Origin of the sequence: Paenibacillus barengoltzii G22 (assembly GCF_000403375.2) — a bacterium.
In the GTDB taxonomy this organism is placed as follows: domain Bacteria; phylum Bacillota; class Bacilli; order Paenibacillales; family Paenibacillaceae; genus Fontibacillus; species Fontibacillus barengoltzii.
On record NZ_KE159652.1, the window covers coordinates 557733 to 574566 of the forward strand.

Here is a 16834-nt window from a genome sequence, read left to right on the forward strand (position 1 = left end):
TGATCAGATTGGCAGCAGCAATTACGTATGAACATATCAAAACCTGCAAGCAGTCCGGAGCCCGGTTAGGGCGTGTGCATACCCCGCACGGCTCGTTCGAAACCCCGATCTTTATGCCGGTGGGTACGCAGGCAACGGTAAAAACGATGAGTCCAGAAGAACTGAAGGAGATGGATGCGAAGATCATCTTAAGCAACACGTACCATCTCTTCCTGCGTCCGGGACATGAGATTATTCGTGAGGCAGGCGGACTGCATAAATTTATGAATTGGGACCGTGCGATTTTGACAGACAGCGGCGGGTTTCAAGTGTTCTCGCTGAGTGAAATGCGCAAAATCACGGAGGAAGGCGTGCATTTCCGCTCCCACCTGAATGGTGACAAACTATTCCTGTCTCCGGAAGTTGCTATGGAAATTCAAAACGCACTCGGCTCGGACATTATGATGGCGTTTGATGAATGCCCGCCGTATCCGGCGGATTATGAATATGTGAAAAATTCGCTGGAGCGTACGACCCGCTGGGCAGAACGCTGCTTGAAGAGCCATGCTCGTCCACAGGATCAAGGGCTGTTTGCCATCGTTCAAGGCGGCATGTACGAGGACCTGCGCAAGCAAAGCGCTCGTGATTTGACTTCCCTAGATTTTCCGGGGTATGCTATTGGTGGACTGAGTGTAGGCGAGCCTAAGCCGCTCATGTACGAGGTGCTGGAATATACCGTTCCGCTGCTGCCGGCAGACAAGCCCCGTTATTTGATGGGCGTCGGGTCTCCGGATGCCTTAATTGAAGGAGCGATTCGCGGCATCGACATGTTCGATTGCGTGTTGCCGACACGCATTGCGCGTAACGGAACGACGATGACCAGCCAAGGCCGTTTAGTCGTACGCAATGCTCAGTATGCCAACGATTTCGGACCGCTGGATCCCGAGTGTGACTGCTATACCTGCCGAAATTATTCCAGGGCGTATCTCCGCCACCTGATCAAAGCCGACGAGACGTTTGGGTTGCGATTAACTACATACCATAATCTGCATTTCCTTATCAATTTGATGGGTAAAGTGCGTCAGGCGATTATGGAAGATCGGTTGTTGAGTTTCCGGGATGAATTTTTTGAGCAGTACGGTCTGTTTGGCAATGACAAAGGATTTTAAGCAAAGTTTCAGTTTGATATTGGAAAGGGGGAAATCACATGTTCTTTCAGTATGCCGCGCAACAAACATCTGGAGGTAATCCGCTAATCTCCATGATCATTCCGTTTGTTATTATGATCGCCGTTTTCTACTTTTTATTGATTCGTCCGCAGAAGAAGAAGCAACAGCAACGGAACTCGATGCTGAGCGCTTTGAAGAAAGGCGATAAGATCGTTACGATTGGCGGATTGCATGGAACGATTATGGAGCTGACTGACGATACGGTCGTGCTTCGCGTGAATGACGTCACCAAGCTGACGTTTGATCGCAGCGCGATCAGCCACACCATTAAAGAGTCGGAAGGTTAATCTCATAACAGACAAACACAATAAGAAAGAAGAGCCTGTTTTTTGCAGGCTCTTTTTTTATGGTCGCTAACCGCGGTCAGTGTTACTTGGAATGTACGTCGATAGACGTTTTAGTGATGGACTGATGCGGCTTAAGGTTGCCAAATCGCGTGGAATTCGCTAAACGGTTGCCCCAAACAAGTCCGAGGGTGGAAGCCAAAACAGCCAATACCAGCCCCCCAAGCATATCTGTGAACCAATGAATCCCCATATAAAAGATAGAAAACACGATAATCGAGGAACAAATGGAAGCAAACCAGCCCCAGCGCCGGTTTCCTGAACGAATCGCCAATATTGCCATCGAGACGGAGACCGAGGTGTGCAGGCTAGGAAAGCAGTTATCCAGACCGGACAAGGGGCGATACACCTGTTCGAAGTTGGGGAAAACCTCCAGCATATAAAAATCAGCTCCCGACGGAGGATAAGACCATACTTCATTCACCGGGAACAGTAAATAAAACGGGATCGCTGCCAAATAATTGAGGATCACGGTGCAACAAGTGGCATACAGAAACGGCAGACGATCATCGGACGCATAGATCCCGAGCGATGCAAGAATTAATGCCTGCAGGATGACCAAATAAAAGAAAGCCAAGATTGCAGTTACAGCCGTTGAATGAAACAGACTTTGAAACGTTGAAACGAAATGTCCCTCCATACGGAATACCCACGGCGTGAAATCGTGATGAAAGGGAAGATGATCTTCTAGGATCAGTTCAAACTTATTGATCAGCAATACGCCTACCGTGAGCAGCAGGAGCCAAAGCAAATGTTTGGATTTAATCAATTGTTGGAGAAGAGAAGTAACGGCATGCCATGGCGAGCGAAGCGTGTTTACCCAGACGATGATGATGACGGAAATCCCGGTTAGCCATGAAATGCCGGACATGGAATGATACATCGTGCAAGAACGACCTCCTCATGATGATGTCGATAGACTTAAGTCCAACTTACCATGAATGGAGGCCGCTCGTAAAACTTTAGGTTACTTGCGGCCAAGATTTACGCCAATCATGCCGCCGATAGCACCGATGACAAACCCAGGCAGGATATATGCCCATTCCCGGAGCCCTAGTGATGTATCCAGAGCCAAGAAGCTGATCAACAGCAAGATGAGCACATACAATGCTCCGGTTAGTGCGCCTTGATACCATCCTTTCTGTTTGGCACGTTTGCCGGAGACAATCCCCGCGAACAAGACGGCAACGGCATGCACCAGATACGTGTACATCGACAGTTCCAACTCTTCAACCATTTCACCTTGTAACAATAAAGAGAGAATCAATGCGCCGATCATCATCCATAAAAATCCATACCACAACCCGGCAACGGTGGGCTGGGACATACGCATCCCGAAAATTCGGCGGATCAAATGCATTGTGGTCAGCCTCCTGTTTTTCATGTCTTCGACAGACGTTTTACCACATTTTATGGTCAAGCTAACTCGGATAGACCAACTTGGCCTAATTGAGTGAGGAAGATTCATGTAAACCTCCCGGATTTTAACCGGATCTCTTTCGCATGGAACGGGAGGTCGGCGGTCAGAATACCAATACCATGTTTTGTGCGAACTTGTAACCTGAAGGAGGGATTGGCGTGGTCGAGCATGTGGCAAACCATGTTTTCCGAACCGTCCTGATGTATTTTTTGGTATTCGGAGTCATGCGGATCATGGGAAAAAGAGAAATCGGCGAGCTGTCAATCTTCGATTTGGTCATCTCGATTATGATCGCAGAGATCGCCGTTTTTGCCTTGGAAGATATAGAGCGACCGCTCTATGACGGAGTCATACCGATGTTGACCCTGCTATTAATTCAGATCGTTATCGCCATGCTGTCGCTTCGATTCCGGAAGTTAAGGCTGTGGTTTGACGGCGAACCTAGTGTCATCATTCAAAACGGGCAAATCAACCGAAAAGAAATGAAACGCCAGCGTTACAACTTAGATGACTTAATGATGCAGCTGCGTTCGCAGCAAATCGACAGCGTAGCCGATGTCGAGTTTGCCGTGCTGGAAACGAGCGGGCAGCTGAGTGTGATTCCTAAAGAAAAATCTGGAGGAGGGGGAGGGCAGCCTTCCAAGAAGAAGGATGCTGACCTCTCTGCCAAAATCAAGTATGAAGCTCTTCCGCTGCCGCTCATTATGGATGGCAAGGTGAACGACGAGAACTTGCGTAAAATCGGGAAGACCCGCTTTTGGTTGAAAAATCAGATCCAAATGAAGGGGTTAATGGATTTCAAGCAGGTGTTCTTTTGCAGTATCGATCATAATGGAAAGCTGTATATCAATGCGATGGACGAAAAACCATGACCTCCGTTACTTCCGGAACCATTTACCTAGGATAGGGAGCCGTTTCAGGTCATGGAGATCAAACAATCCCATGATGGCAGCAAGAGCTAAATACAGCAATCCGGATAGAGAGGCTGCCACCAAGAACTGCCAGCCCATTTGCGAGCTTAGGATGAGGTTTTTATATAAATAGTCTGCGGCGGCGGCCATAATGATCATCGCTGCTCCAACCTTGAGGATATCCAGGTAAGGCATCCGATACCGCAGTGATTTAGATACACCAACCGCATGCATAACCGTCACGATAATAAAGTTGATAATAATGGCGATGATGGCCCCGTAGATCCCTAGTGTTGGGTTCGAAGCGAGATAGAAGATTAAGGTGATTTTGATGATGGCCCCAACCAGCGTGTTGATCAGTGCGCGCCCCGGCTTATCCAGCGCTTGCAGCGTGGCCTGCAGCGGCGTTTGGATATACAGCAGGAGGGCGAAGGGGGCCATGATTTTGAGCATGCCTCCGATCGTAGCATCGTTGTACACCAGGCGGCAGATCGGGTCTGCCAACACGAACATAATCGCGGCGAACGGAGCGCCGGTGACCAGCGCCAGCCGTAAGGATTGATGGAGCCGCAGGTGGATCGTCCTCATGTCACCGCGGGCTTGCGCTTCTGCCAGCGAAGGGACAAGCGAGACGGCGAGTGATGAAGTTAACGCTCCTGGCAACAGTAACAGCGGGATGATCATACCTTGCAATGCTCCATATTGGGAGGTTGCGACGCCAACGGCTACGCCGGCGATAGCCAGGCTGCGTGCTGTCGTAATCGACTCCAGCAAGTAGGAGAGCGAACCGACCAGGCGGCTGCCGGTCACCGGAATGGCGATGCGCAGAACTCGGCGCAAGGTGGCGCGGAACGGATAGGCGGAGAAATCAGAGGTGTCCTTGTTCGGGCTCACAGCACTGTCAGGGCTTCCTGCGAGATCACCGGGAGGTGAGCCTCCCTGCCGCTCCCGTCGCTTCAACCGATGATACTGCCAGAGGAGAACCCCCATTCCAACGACCTCGCCGGCAACAACGCCAAGCATGGCTCCTGCAGCCGCATAGGCGATGCCCAGCGGGAGCATGAGATAGGAGAACCAGAGGACGCCTATGATCCGGGCGACCGTTTCCATGATGGACGACACCGCCGAGGGAATCATATCCTGCTTCCCTTGGAAATATCCGCGGAAGACCGAAGAGACCGCGACGATGATGATCATCGGGCTCATCGCGATAAAGGTGTGGTAGACACGGGCGTCGGTCAGAATATAGCGGGTCACCCATGGCGCACCAAACAAGCAGAGGAACGTAAACAGAAAGCCGGCTGCCGTCGTAAATACCAAGCTTGTCCGCAAAATCGACACCGAACGTCCCGGTTGACCCGAGGATTCGGCTTCAGCCACCAGCTTGGCTACAGCAAGCGGTATGCCGCCGGTAATAATTGTTACGATCACGAGAAAAAAAGGATAACCGAGCTGATACAGCCCTACGCCTTCGGCCCCGATCACACGGGGCAACATGATGCGCGGAATGAAGCCCAGGAGGCGGTTTACGATCCCAGCCACAAGCAGGATCATCGTACCTTGGATAAAGGTTTGCTTATTCAATCGAAACTCCACTCCCCCGGCAGCACTTTGGTAACTTCTACATACGCGAAGTCGATAGAAATCCGCTGCCTTATAAACTCGTAAGCGAGGCGTACAACCTCTCACTTCATGGATATGACAGACCTGTCCCGGTTCATGACTTGTCTTTTTCGCAAGATTCGAAAACCGAACAACTCGAGCAAGCAGGATTCGAAGATTTAGGGTAGAATGTAATAAGACGGGTTTTCGAAGGAGGCTGGAAGTATGGCTGAAGAGCAAATGACGGACCAACAATTAAATGAGGCAATCGAAAGCTTGTGCCGCAGCAAGGCCGAGGAGTTCCGGCTGATCGGGTACGAGCATGTGACCGGACCTGACATTTGGGAATGTATCAGCCATAAATACGAGAAGGGGGGAATCCCTCCCTTGTACCAACTGGTGAATGACATTCTTTCTCTGAAAGCAACCCAGTTTATGAACTATATGACGATGTCCGCCTTTCGGGGATCCCGTTTGGATTAAATGGGATCTTTTTTTCGTGCCGGTCGTTTATCGAATTGACAAATTTAGATAAATTGACTGGTTTTTCGGCCATCGCTATAATAGGAATATTGAGAATTTGAAAGGGGAAAGAAGTACGGGATGAAAAGAATTATCGCATTCATAACCGTCGTGGTTGTCTCGTTTGGCATCATGGCTTGGACAACCCCCGACCTATTAAAGAACGTACGTCTCGGCCTTGATCTGAAAGGCGGCTTTGAGATTCTATATGAAGCCAGTCCGCTGGAAGGCGGAGGTCAGGTCACGAAGGAATCCTTAATCCAAACGGCCAAGAGCCTGGAGGACCGGGCGAACAAGCTGGGGACCAGCGAGCCGGAAGTTACGACAGAAGGCACGAACCGGATCCGCTTGAAGGTGGCCGGCGTTACCGATGAAGAAACGGTGCGCAAGACAATGAAGGAGCCTGCTTCGCTGACGTTCCGCAGTAAGGACGGCACGGAAAAGAACGCAGACGAGTACAACAAGATCGAAATGATCGGAACCGATTTCGCGGAAAATGGTGCCAAGCTGGAGTTCACACAGATGAATGAACCCGTTGTCAGCATTAAAGTGAAGAACAAAGAAAAATTTGCTGAAGTCACCAAACGTTTGCTTGGACAACCCCTGGCAATTTACATGAACGATGAGCTGGTCTCAGATCCGATCGTTCAAGCCGTATTGACTGACGGGTCTGCACAAATCAGCGTAGGCGGCGATTTGGAGAAGGCGAAAGAACTGCGCGATAAGATTAATCTTGGCGCGCTTCCGTTGAAGCTGACGGAGAAATATTCGCAAAGCGTTGGGGCAACGCTCGGGAAGCAATCGCTGAATCAGACGATTGAAGCCGGCTTAATTGGCTCTCTCTTCATTCTGCTGTTCATGGTCGGTATGTACCGTGTGCCTGGGCTGATTGCCTCGTTTACTCTGATTGTGCATACCTGGCTGCTCATTCTGGTGTTTGTATGGGCAGATTTTACGTTAACTCTCCCAGGGATTGCGGCAATTATTCTCGGGATTGGGATGGCGGTTGACGCCAACATTATTACCAATGAACGGATTCATGAGGAAATACGGGCCGGCAAGAGTATCATGTCTGCGGTCAAAGCTGGGGACAAGCATTCCCTTCGTACCGTTCTTGATTCGCAGATCACGACGATTATCGTTGCGGCCGTTATGTATGCGTATGGTACGGGGGCCGTTAAAGGCTTCGCCTTGGTGCTCATCGTGGAAATCGTACTGAGTATCGCCACGAATATCTATCTCGCCCGTTTCCTGCTGAACCTGCTGCTCAAGGCCGGCAAGCTGTTGAAACCGAAGTACTTCGGTGTGAAGGAGCGTGACATTCGTGAGCTTTAAGAAGAACTTAGATTATATACACCTGAGTAAATACTTCTACACCCTTTCAATCGTCTTGACGATTGCCGGGCTCATTTGCTTGGCGTTCTTCGGTTTGAACTATAGCGTAGATTTCAAAGCAGGGTCCAATGTGGACATTTCTCTGTCCAAGCCATTGACGGCTGATCAAGTTCGCCCGATCCTGAAAAATATGGGAATCGAAGAGGATGAGGCAACCATCAGTCCAGGACAGGACCGGATGAATATCCGGTTTACGCAAGTATTAAGCGAAGAAAATGATGCGAAGCTGAGAACGGAAATTACGAAATTAGACGACAAGGCTTCGTTTGAAGTGAATACGGTGGATCCGGAAATGGCGAAAGAACTTGCCCGCAATGCAATTTATGCCGTATTGATCTCCTGTATCGGGATTATTATTTACGTTGGCATCCGGTTTGAATGGCGGTTTGCTGTTGCGGCGATCATCGCGTTGCTGCACGATGCATTTATGGTTATTTCCGTCTTCTCGATCTTCCGGCTTGAGGTTGACTTGACCTTTATCGTCGCTGTACTCACGATTATCGGTTATTCGATTAACGATACGATCGTTATCTTTGACCGGATTCGCGAAAATCTGCGATTTGCTAAAACGAAAACTCGTCAGGACCTGATCAATCTGGTGAACCTGAGTGTATCGCAAACGATTATGCGTTCCTTGTATACCGCGTTAACGGTGTTCGTAGCGGCCTTCTTCCTCTTCCTTTTGGGCGGAGAGTCGATTCGGATGTTCTCGCTTGCGATGGTCATCGGCTTGTTGTTCGGGGCATATTCGTCCATCTTTATCGCAAGCCCGCTCTGGTTCCTGCTCAAGAGTAAGCAAAAGCATAAACCGGCTAAAGCTTCCTGAACGGCCGAAATGTCTGATTGAAGCACCCATTCACTTGTTGAATTAAGCTAAAGCCGCGTCTTCTGACGCGGCTTTCGTAACTTGTCCGTTTTTACGTGCATCAGGAGGGGGATTATGACACGAGAACAAGCTGTAGTTCCAGCACCTGCTACATGGCCCGGGATCGCTGGGGATCTTGTCCTGGCCGTGTTTTTGGGGACGGTTGGTCTGCTGTATAGCAGCCTTGCCTTGCTGGCCGGGGCATTATATGCCGCCTACGATGTTGCTGTTGGCGTGGCTGCAAGATTGTCTGTTCCGGGCAAAAGGCGAATACGGCTGGCCGGTTCTTCCGCAAACCTTGCGACGCCTGAGCCGTTGCCGGCGATTTTCTTCTCCGTTTTTTTGCTGATGGGCACCGTGCAACTGTGGATTGCGGCCATCACTGACATGGTTGAAGGCGACGCTACTCCACCGGAGACTTTTGTTTTGGCAGCTGTACTCCTATCGATGGCTTTGCGCGAAACGTTGTTTCAAGTTAAGCTTCGTCTGACTCGTAGGAGGTCTGATCAAGAGTTGCAGCAGATGGTCGAGAAACACCGTCATGCCTTGTTCTCATCTGTAGTTGTTCTCGCGGGTGTGTTTGGAGCGATGGCAGGGCAAGCCTGGGAGGTGCCTGTCCTGGCGTATCTTGATCCAGTTGCTGCAATTCTGGTCGCTCTGCATGTTATGCTTCAAGTCTATCGGCTAGTAAGAAGCTCCATCTATGGACCAGTTCGTACGGAGGTACGCGAAGAGGATGCGTCGACCTTTATCGAGACGGTTCAGCGGGTGCACGGGGTAATTACAGTAGATGATTTGAAAGCGCAGGAGAATGGACATTATGTGACCGTGACCGCCAAGATTAGCGTGAATCCTAAGCTTACGGTGATGGAAGCCAACGATATCGCCAACCGGGCCAAAATGCTGCTGCTCAACCGTTTCTCCCATGTCACTGACGTTCGGATCCAAGTCGGGCCATACGAGGCGGGGTATCCTTATAAGAGCAATACCGATGCTGATAGTGATTTGCCGAACTTGCTGCAGTAAGCTGGCCCTGACCGACAGGAAGAAAGAAGGTGACGTTATTGCTTCATGCCAAATATCGCTGGACACAGCTTCCCCATGACGAAGAGGCGGCCAGTCGACTGGCCGGCCAGTTGAATATTTCCCCTTTGCTGGCGTCGTTGCTGGTAAAGCGGGAGATGGAAAGCCCTGAGAAGGCAGAGCTCTTCTTAAGAGGAACCCTTGCGGATCAACACGATCCCATGCTGCTCAGCGGCATGAAAGATGCCGTTCCGCGTATTCGCCTAGCGGTGGAGAACGGGGAGCGAATTTTGATTTATGGGGATTATGATGCCGATGGGGTGTCATCGACGACGCTAATGATCTACCTGATGAGGCATCTCGGTGCTACATATGACTTCTACATTCCGCATCGAACGAAAGAGGGATATGGACTACATATTCCAGTGCTGGAGCATTACCATAAGAAGGGCTTTACGCTGATCGTAACGGTAGATACGGGGATCAGCGCCGTTGAACAGGTGGCCTATGCCAATTCGGTTGGTATGGACGTCATCGTCACTGACCACCACGAACCGCCGGCTGTTTTACCAGAAGCGTATGCTCTAATTAACCCCAAGCTGCCATACTGCACGTATCCGTTTAAAGGATTGGCCGGGGTAGGGGTGGCGTACAAGCTGGCCCAAGCGCTCTTGGGGAAGGACACCCCTGTTGCATGGACCGAGCTGGCCGCGTTGGGGACGATTGCCGACCTGATGCCTCTGACCGGAGAGAACCGGATGATCGTCAAGTCCGGTCTGGCCTCGATGGAGCGCTCGGCATTTCCAGGCATGACGGCATTGCTCGGAACTTCCGGCTGGTCCAGCGGGGAGGTGACTTCAACGGCGGTGGCCTTCGGACTGGCACCGCGGATTAATGCCAGCGGCCGCATGAGCCACGCCAACCGTGCCGTTGCCTTGTTGACAGCGGAGGACATGGAAGAAGCCGAGGCGATCGCCGAGGAACTGGATGTGCTGAACAAGGAGCGCCAAATGCTGGTGGAGGATATGGTGCAGGAGGCGCTGCAACAGTTGGAAAGCCAGGAGCAGTCAGAAGGGCTGCCTGATGTGATCGTGGTGGCTGGCGAAGGCTGGAATGCCGGCGTTGTAGGGATTGTCGCCTCTAAATTGCTGGAACGGTATTATCGCCCGACGATCGTGCTTGGAATAAATCCGGAGACCGGCGAATGCAAAGGCTCTGCCCGATCGATTCCTGGCTTTGATATTTATGAAGCATTAACCGATTGCGCTGACCTGCTGGACCACTTTGGCGGACACCCATCCGCTGCAGGGATGTCTCTCAGCCGAGAGCGGTTGGAGGAATTTGGCCGGAGGCTGAATGCATTTGCCGCTGGGCGGCTCACGCCGGAGCATTTTGTACCGGTGTTGGAGACCGATTTGAGTTGCTCCTTAAAAGACATTACACTGCAAGCAATCGAGCAACTACAGCAATTGGCTCCATTTGGCATGGCCAACAGCTGTCCCAGGCTGCTGCTTCGCGGCCTGAAGCTGCTGGAATGCCGTCAGATGGGCAAAGATGGCAAGCACTTGAAGCTGATACTTGGCCAAAACGGCAAAACCGTAGAAGCGGTCGCTTTTGGCAAAGGTGAATTGGCCCCGCTGCTGTCAGAGGAAGCGCGTATCGATATCGTTGCGGAAGCCAGTGTTAACGAGTGGAATGGTTCGCGTAAGCCGCAGCTGATGATCCAGGATTTGGCGGTGTCTCATCTGCAGGTGTTTGACTACCGCGGCTCCCGGAATCCTTCACAGCTGCTCGAAGAGCTTCGACGGAAGCTGGATAAGCTGCCCGCCTGCGGTTCAGGAGCGTTGGCAGTTGTCGTAAATGAAGGTTCCGCATTTTTCCATACCCTTGATTTGAAGGAGACCCCGATTTGGGTATATGATAAGAACGTTGGCGTGCGTGCTGGGAACGAACTCGCGCAAACCGCCGGGCTTCACGCTGCGTCGACCTTGTTTGTCCTGGAGCTTCCGGATGCACCGGAGAGCTGGACCGGGATGGTATCCGCTTTTACCGGTTTGGAGCGCATCTATATGCTGCATTCACTGCGTGCTCCTCAAGAGCGCATTGAGCCGCCTTCTCGCGATCATTTCAAGCTCGTGTACAGCTTGATCTATCGGGGAGCTGGCCAAGGGCTTCCTGAGGAAGAACTGGTGGCGGCTTTAGTGAAGCGTACCGGTTGGTCAAAGCGGATGGTTGAGATGGCGCTTGGTGTATTCGAGGAGCTAGGATTTATTATTCGGACATCCGGGATGATTCGGATCCATCCGTCTCCTTCCAAGCAGGCCTTGGAAACGTCAAGCCGTTACCGGGAGCTGGGACTGCTGGCTGAAATCGAACAGATGCTGCAGTACGGCCGGGTGCCGGAAATTACTGAATGGATGCTAACCCATATTCAGGGAGCCTCATAAATGTTTTGATTTGAAACTTAAGAATGATTCGCACGCATTTGAACTAGGAGGAGATTGGTTTGGATTTTAAAGAGTACATCCGGGTGATTCCTGATTTCCCGCAACCTGGCATTAGCTTCAAGGATATTACGACGCTGCTGAATGACGGGAATATGTATCGCAAGGCGATCGACGAACTGAAGCAGCGGGTATCTCATCTGAAGATCGATTTGATTGCCGGCCCTGAAGCCCGCGGTTTCGTTGTAGGTGCGCCGCTGGCTTACGCGCTTGGCGTTGGATTCGTACCGATCCGCAAGAGCGGGAAGCTGCCTTACGAAACGATTGAGGTGGAATACGACCTGGAATACGGCAAAGACCGGTTGGCGATGCACAGCGATGCGGTAAAACCGGGGCAAAACGTGCTGATTGCCGATGACTTGCTGGCGACAGGAGGAACGATCTCGACTTCGGTAGATCTAGTTCGCCAATTAGGAGGAAACGTCGTGGGTACTGCGTTCCTGATTGAGTTAAGTGAATTGGAAGGCCGCAAGAAGCTGCCGGGAATTGAAGTCTTTTCCCTCGTACAATACGAATAAGGATAGATCTCATACAAAAAGGGGCTGCTGCCATGGATCACATGGCAGCAGCCCCTAGTTTGTATAGAAGAGTGAGCTTAATGGGCCGCTTCTTCGTTATCGTTGCTTAATTTCAACACTTGAATGAGCTTGAAGAACAGGCTAAGCAGAATGCCAACAATCGTTGCCAAGGCCATCCCTTTCAGCACAACATTCCCCATGGTCAGTTGGGTGCCGCTCAAGCCGATGACCAGTACAACCGTGGTCAGCAGCATGTTGGTAGGCTTGGAGAAGTCCACTTTCTGCTCGACGAAGATCCGCAACCCCGAGGCAGCGATAACGCCAAACAACAGCAAGGATACACCGCCCATAACCGGATCTGGAATATTCGCGACAATTGCCGAGAACTTCCCGGAGAAGGAGAGCAGAATGGCAAAGATTGCTGCCCCCCCGATGACATATACGGAGAATACGCGGGTTAATGCCATGACACCGATGTTCTCCCCGTAAGTCGTGTTCGGCGTCGAACCTACAAAACCGGAAAGAATCGTGGAGATTCCGTTCCCCATCAGCGACCGGTGCAAGCCCGGATCTTTGGACAAGTCCTTACCCACAATGTTGCTAGTCACCAGCAGGTGGCCGATATGCTCTACGATGACAACCAGCGCAACCGGCACGATCGAGATGATGACGGAGGTATCCCATTGCGGGGTCGTGACCGTCGGCAGGGTAAACCACTTCGCTTGTTCGATCGCTGCGGTGTTGACTACACCCATGCTTAAAGCAAGTACATAACCTACAACGATCCCGATCAGGATATGGATGATTTTTGGAAAACCGCGGAACAGGACAGCACCAAGCAGCGTGACAATTAATGTTACGAGCGACAGGGTGATGGCCGTCCCATTTGGCGTCCAGCCCTCCGATCCATCAGAGATCCATCCAGCCATGCTGGCAGCGACCGGAATCAGCTCCAAACCGATCAGGGCTACGATCGCCCCCATCGCGGCCGGCGGGAATACGACGTCGATCCACTTCGTGCCGGCGTATTTGATCAGCAGCGCAATCAGTACGAAGATCACACCGGTGACGATAAACGCGCCGAGGGCCATCGCATAACCGTTCCCCGGATAATTCAGGATAACCGCCTGAACCGGTGCGATAAAGGCAAAGCTGGAACCCAGATAGGCAGGGATTTTCCCTTTACAGATCAGGATGTACAACAGGGTACCGATGCCGTTCATCAGCAGAATCATGCCGGGGTCTACACCAAACAGGTTTGGCACCAGCACCGTGCTTCCGAACATGGCAAATAAGTGCTGTAGGCTTAACAGCACGCCCGGTCCGAACGGGACTTTCTCATTCACTTGAATTTCACGTTGCAACGCGTTCACTCCTCTATAGATACGTTCATAAAGATAACTATCCCTAATAGGATAATGACATTGGCGACAATTTTCAACAGAAAAATACTTGACATTTGTCTTTCTCCCCCAGATATTCCCTTCATCGACTGGTCGGTATATCCTCCTAAGGCAGGTTCATCCTGCTGAGGTGCTGTCCATGCAGCGAAGACAATACCTGGAGTTGACGTGAGGGAACGCAAGAGGCATAATTATAGGAAATCAAAATGAGGCGAATTATGCTCTTGTATGCGTTTTTTCAGTATATTTTCATATAGAAAGGAATCAACAGGATCTCAATGGGCATAGAGCAATTACTCGAAAAGGCGTCTGCCTATATAAAGGAACCGGATCTGAAGCGGATTCGGGAAGCGTACGAGTTTGCGGATCAAGCCCATCACGGACAGGTTCGCAAATCCGGAGAACCTTATATTCTACATCCTTTGGCCGTAGCGGATATCGTTGTGAGCATGCAAATGGATGCGCTATCGGTCATTGCGGCCCTGCTCCATGATGTGGTGGAAGACACAACAGTGTCCTTAAAGGAGATACAGGAGCATTTCGGCAGTGATTGTGCATTGCTCGTTGACGGCTTAACCAAGCTGGAGCGGATCAAATTCCAATCCAAAGAAGAGCAGCAGAACGAGAACTACCGTAAAATGTTCATTGCGATGGCACAAGATATCCGCGTCATCGTCATCAAATTGGCGGACCGGCTGCATAATATGCGGACGTTGAAATATCAGTCCGAGGAGAGTCAACGCCGGATCGCCTATGAAACGCTGGAAATCTTCTGTCCGATCGCCAATCGGCTCGGGATCTCCGCCATCAAATGGGAAATGGAGGATATTGCCCTGCGGTACTTGAACCCGCAGCAATATTACCGGATCGCCAATTTGATGCGCAAGAAACGGGCAGAGCGCGAGGAATATATCAAGAACGTCATCGCCCGCATCGCCGAGAAGCTGGACGAAATGGGCATCCAAGCGGATTTGTCGGGGCGACCCAAGCATATTTACAGCGTGTATAAGAAAATGACGATGAAGAACAAGCAGTTCAACGAAATTTACGATCTGCTGGCCATCCGTATCATCGTGGACAATATCAAGGATTGTTATGCGACCCTGGGGATTATCCATACGTTATGGAAGCCGATGCCAGGGCGGTTTAAGGACTATATCGCGATGCCGAAGGCGAATATGTACCAGTCGTTGCATACGACGGTTGTCGGGCCGAACGGGGAACCTACAGAGGTTCAAATCCGCACCTGGGAAATGCACCGCACGGCAGAATACGGGATTGCCGCGCACTGGGCTTACAAAGAAGGTGCAGGAACAGGCGGTCTTGAGAACAAAATTACGTTCTTTAACGAAATCCTCGAGCTTCAACATGAAGCCAAGGATGCTTCTGAATTCGTAGAATCGCTGAAAATGGACTTCTTCTCGGACCTGGTGTTTGTGTTCACACCGTCCGGGGAAGTCATAGAGCTGCCGGCCGGCTCCGTGCCGCTGGACTTCGCGTACCGTATCCATACGGAAGTGGGGAATCGGACGATTGGGGCCAAAGTGAACGGTCGGATCGTCCCGTTGGATCATCGGTTGAAGACCGGGGACATCGTGGAGATTTTAACGTCCAAGCACTCGTATGGACCAAGTCAGGATTGGCTCAAAATCGCGCAATCCTCCCATGCTCGCAGCAAGATCAAGCAATGGTTCAAGAAGGAAAAACGCGAAGAGAACGTGGAAAAAGGACGCGAAGCGATCGAACGCGAGCTGAAGCGGGCCGGGCTTGAGCCGTCCTTGTGGATGAGCGACGACAAGCTGTTGGAGGCGGCGAAGAAGTATGCCTTCAACGACATCGACGATATGTTGTCGGCGATTGGGTTCGGCGGGATCACGGCTTCCCAGGTCGTGACGAAGCTAACCGAAAAGCTGCGCAAAGAGCAAGAGGAAGCGGCCGGGAATATTGAATTGACCACTGAGGTCAAAGAAGTGAAAGCGCCTGAAGAACGTCGCCATCGTCCAACGAATGGCGTAGTTGTAAAGGGGATCGACAATCTGCTGGTGCGGTTTGCAAGATGCTGTAACCCTGTGCCCGGCGACGAGATCGTGGGTTACATTACCCGCGGCCGCGGCGTATCCGTGCATCGCAGCGACTGTCCGAATATCCCGAGTGGTGGCGAAGGCGAAGAGGCAGCGCGCGTGATCGACGTGGAATGGGAAGATTCGATCGAGGCGAATTACAGTGTCGATATCGAAATTACCGGTCACGATCGTCGTAACTTCTTAAACGAAGTGCTGCAGGCCGTGTCGGAAAGCAAAACGAATATTTCGGCCGTCTCCGGGCGGTCAGATAAGAACAAGATGGCTTTGGTGCACATGACGATTCTGATTCGGAATACCGATCATCTGCAATCCGTTGTGGAGAAGATCAAACGGGTGAAGGATGTATATACGGTCCACCGGATCATGCAGTAGCAGATAGGAAAGGATTCAAACCAAGATGAGAGTGGTTGTGCAGCGCTGCCGAGAGGCGCGCGTGGTCGTAGCGGGAGAGACGGTCGGGGCGATTGGCCCTGGGCTCATGCTGTTGGTTGGCGTGACGCATGAGGATACCGAGCAGGATGCCGCCTATTTGGCGGAGAAGATCTCCGGCTTACGGATATTTGAAGATGAAGCAGGCAAGATGAACCTGGCGGTTACGGAGATCGGCGGGGCGATTTTGTCGGTCTCCCAGTTTACATTGTATGGGGATTGCCGCAAAGGCAAACGGCCTAACTTCATGGCAGCAGCCCGGCCGGAAACGGCGGAACCGTTGTATGAGCGGTTTAACGAGCTGCTTCGGGCGAAAGGGTTGACGGTCGAAACCGGCGTATTTGGTGCCGATATGGACGTACAATTGACGAATTGGGGTCCGGTGACCTTAATTGTGGACAGCCCTGGTAGCGAGGGGTAACTGCAAGGATTTGAGAGCGGGGCAAGACGTAGCAATTTTGCGTCTTGCCCCTTTTTTGCGTTAACGGAACGGGACGATATGGACAAATTCCCTCCATTTTCACGCAAGATTTCGGGTTCTATAGGATAAGCGGACCGATTTTGGTACAACCTTGTGATAAAGAGCTTGACGACCAAAGGAGGTGC

General features: G+C 51.4%; 15 protein-coding genes. 11 read left to right on the top strand and 4 right to left on the bottom strand.

Annotated features, from left to right (window positions below):
* Positions 1-8: 8 nt before the first annotated feature.
* Together tgt and yajC are read left to right on the top strand one after the other, a co-directional pair.
* Positions 9-1148, top strand: a complete 1140-nt coding sequence (gene tgt / locus C812_RS02745; protein ID WP_016311150.1) for a tRNA guanosine(34) transglycosylase Tgt — start codon at positions 9-11, stop codon at positions 1146-1148.
* Positions 1149-1186: 38 nt separating this feature from the next.
* Complete coding sequence (gene yajC / locus C812_RS02750; RefSeq protein ID WP_016311151.1) at positions 1187-1495, top strand: preprotein translocase subunit YajC; 309 nt, start codon at positions 1187-1189, stop codon at positions 1493-1495.
* A gap of 82 nt (positions 1496-1577) precedes the next feature.
* Here the strand turns inward: yajC and C812_RS02755 are convergent, their stop codons facing one another.
* Complete coding sequence (locus C812_RS02755) at positions 1578-2435, bottom strand: phosphatase PAP2 family protein (RefSeq protein ID WP_016311152.1); 858 nt, start codon at positions 2433-2435, stop codon at positions 1578-1580.
* 84 nt (positions 2436-2519) lie between these two features.
* Positions 2520-2912 (bottom strand): TIGR04086 family membrane protein, encoded by a 393-nt coding sequence (locus tag C812_RS02760; RefSeq protein WP_016311153.1) that lies wholly within the window; start codon positions 2910-2912, stop codon positions 2520-2522.
* 260 nt (positions 2913-3172) lie between these two features.
* Here C812_RS02760 and C812_RS02765 point away from each other — a divergent pair, with 260 nt between their 5' ends.
* Positions 3173-3844 carry a DUF421 domain-containing protein gene (locus C812_RS02765; RefSeq protein WP_051134918.1) on the top strand — a complete coding sequence of 224 codons (672 nt, stop codon included), beginning with the start codon at positions 3173-3175 and terminating at the stop codon, positions 3842-3844.
* A gap of 6 nt (positions 3845-3850) precedes the next feature.
* On the opposite strand, the gene C812_RS02770 is transcribed toward C812_RS02765, so the two are convergent.
* Positions 3851-5467: a putative polysaccharide biosynthesis protein gene (locus C812_RS02770; RefSeq protein WP_016311155.1), complete on the bottom strand. Its 1617-nt coding sequence runs from the start codon at positions 5465-5467 to the stop codon at positions 3851-3853.
* Between the two features lie 243 nt (positions 5468-5710).
* Between C812_RS02770 and C812_RS02775 the strand changes: the two genes are divergently transcribed.
* The 6 genes from C812_RS02775 to C812_RS02800 all read left to right on the top strand — a co-directional run bounded on the left by C812_RS02775 (position 5711) and on the right by C812_RS02800 (position 12312).
* Positions 5711-5968: a post-transcriptional regulator gene (locus C812_RS02775; protein WP_016311156.1), complete on the top strand. Its 258-nt coding sequence runs from the start codon at positions 5711-5713 to the stop codon at positions 5966-5968.
* 120 nt (positions 5969-6088) lie between these two features.
* The gene (gene secD / locus C812_RS02780) at positions 6089-7342 is read left to right on the top strand and encodes a protein translocase subunit SecD (protein WP_016311157.1); all 1254 of its coding nucleotides are present in this window, start codon (positions 6089-6091) and stop codon (positions 7340-7342) included.
* A complete protein-coding gene (gene secF / locus C812_RS02785; RefSeq protein WP_016311158.1) occupies positions 7332-8228 on the top strand; it encodes a protein translocase subunit SecF in 897 nt (298 codons plus the stop codon). The genes secD and secF overlap by 11 nt, the downstream gene beginning before the upstream one ends.
* A gap of 114 nt (positions 8229-8342) precedes the next feature.
* Complete coding sequence (locus tag C812_RS02790) at positions 8343-9293, top strand: cation diffusion facilitator family transporter (RefSeq protein WP_016311159.1); 951 nt, start codon at positions 8343-8345, stop codon at positions 9291-9293.
* A 38-nt stretch (positions 9294-9331) separates the two neighbouring features.
* On the top strand, positions 9332-11737 hold the full coding sequence (gene recJ, locus C812_RS02795; RefSeq protein WP_016311160.1) for a single-stranded-DNA-specific exonuclease RecJ: 2406 nt from the start codon (positions 9332-9334) through the stop codon (positions 11735-11737).
* A gap of 59 nt (positions 11738-11796) precedes the next feature.
* Positions 11797-12312: an adenine phosphoribosyltransferase gene (locus tag C812_RS02800; RefSeq protein ID WP_016311161.1), complete on the top strand. Its 516-nt coding sequence runs from the start codon at positions 11797-11799 to the stop codon at positions 12310-12312.
* A 77-nt stretch (positions 12313-12389) separates the two neighbouring features.
* On the opposite strand, the gene uraA is transcribed toward C812_RS02800, so the two are convergent.
* Positions 12390-13676, bottom strand: coding sequence for a uracil permease (gene uraA, locus C812_RS02805; protein WP_016311162.1), 1287 nt, complete (start codon positions 13674-13676; stop codon positions 12390-12392).
* Positions 13677-13993: 317 nt separating this feature from the next.
* Between uraA and C812_RS02810 the strand changes: the two genes are divergently transcribed.
* Positions 13994-16171: a RelA/SpoT family protein gene (locus C812_RS02810; RefSeq protein WP_016311164.1), complete on the top strand. Its 2178-nt coding sequence runs from the start codon at positions 13994-13996 to the stop codon at positions 16169-16171.
* 25 nt (positions 16172-16196) lie between these two features.
* Entirely contained in the window at positions 16197-16649 is a 453-nt protein-coding gene (gene dtd, locus C812_RS02815; RefSeq protein WP_016311165.1) for a D-aminoacyl-tRNA deacylase, read from the top strand.
* The last annotated feature ends 185 nt before the right edge of the window (positions 16650-16834 follow it).

What these genes read in the sequence shown, in the direction of transcription:
- C812_RS02765 (WP_051134918.1), top strand. Translation starts at nt 3,173, where the DNA reads ATGTATTTTTTGGTATTCGGAGTCATGCGGATCATGGGAAAAAGAGAA.
- secD (WP_016311157.1), top strand. Translation starts at nt 6,089, where the DNA reads ATGAAAAGAATTATCGCATTCATAACCGTCGTGGTTGTCTCGTTTGGC.
- C812_RS02760 (WP_016311153.1), bottom strand. Translation starts at nt 2,912, where the DNA reads ATGCATTTGATCCGCCGAATTTTCGGGATGCGTATGTCCCAGCCCACC.
- C812_RS02810 (WP_016311164.1), top strand. Translation starts at nt 13,994, where the DNA reads ATGGGCATAGAGCAATTACTCGAAAAGGCGTCTGCCTATATAAAGGAA.
- dtd (WP_016311165.1), top strand. Translation starts at nt 16,197, where the DNA reads ATGAGAGTGGTTGTGCAGCGCTGCCGAGAGGCGCGCGTGGTCGTAGCG.
- C812_RS02755 (WP_016311152.1), bottom strand. Translation starts at nt 2,435, where the DNA reads ATGTATCATTCCATGTCCGGCATTTCATGGCTAACCGGGATTTCCGTC.
- C812_RS02775 (WP_016311156.1), top strand. Translation starts at nt 5,711, where the DNA reads ATGGCTGAAGAGCAAATGACGGACCAACAATTAAATGAGGCAATCGAA.
- C812_RS02790 (WP_016311159.1), top strand. Translation starts at nt 8,343, where the DNA reads ATGACACGAGAACAAGCTGTAGTTCCAGCACCTGCTACATGGCCCGGG.
- yajC (WP_016311151.1), top strand. Translation starts at nt 1,187, where the DNA reads ATGTTCTTTCAGTATGCCGCGCAACAAACATCTGGAGGTAATCCGCTA.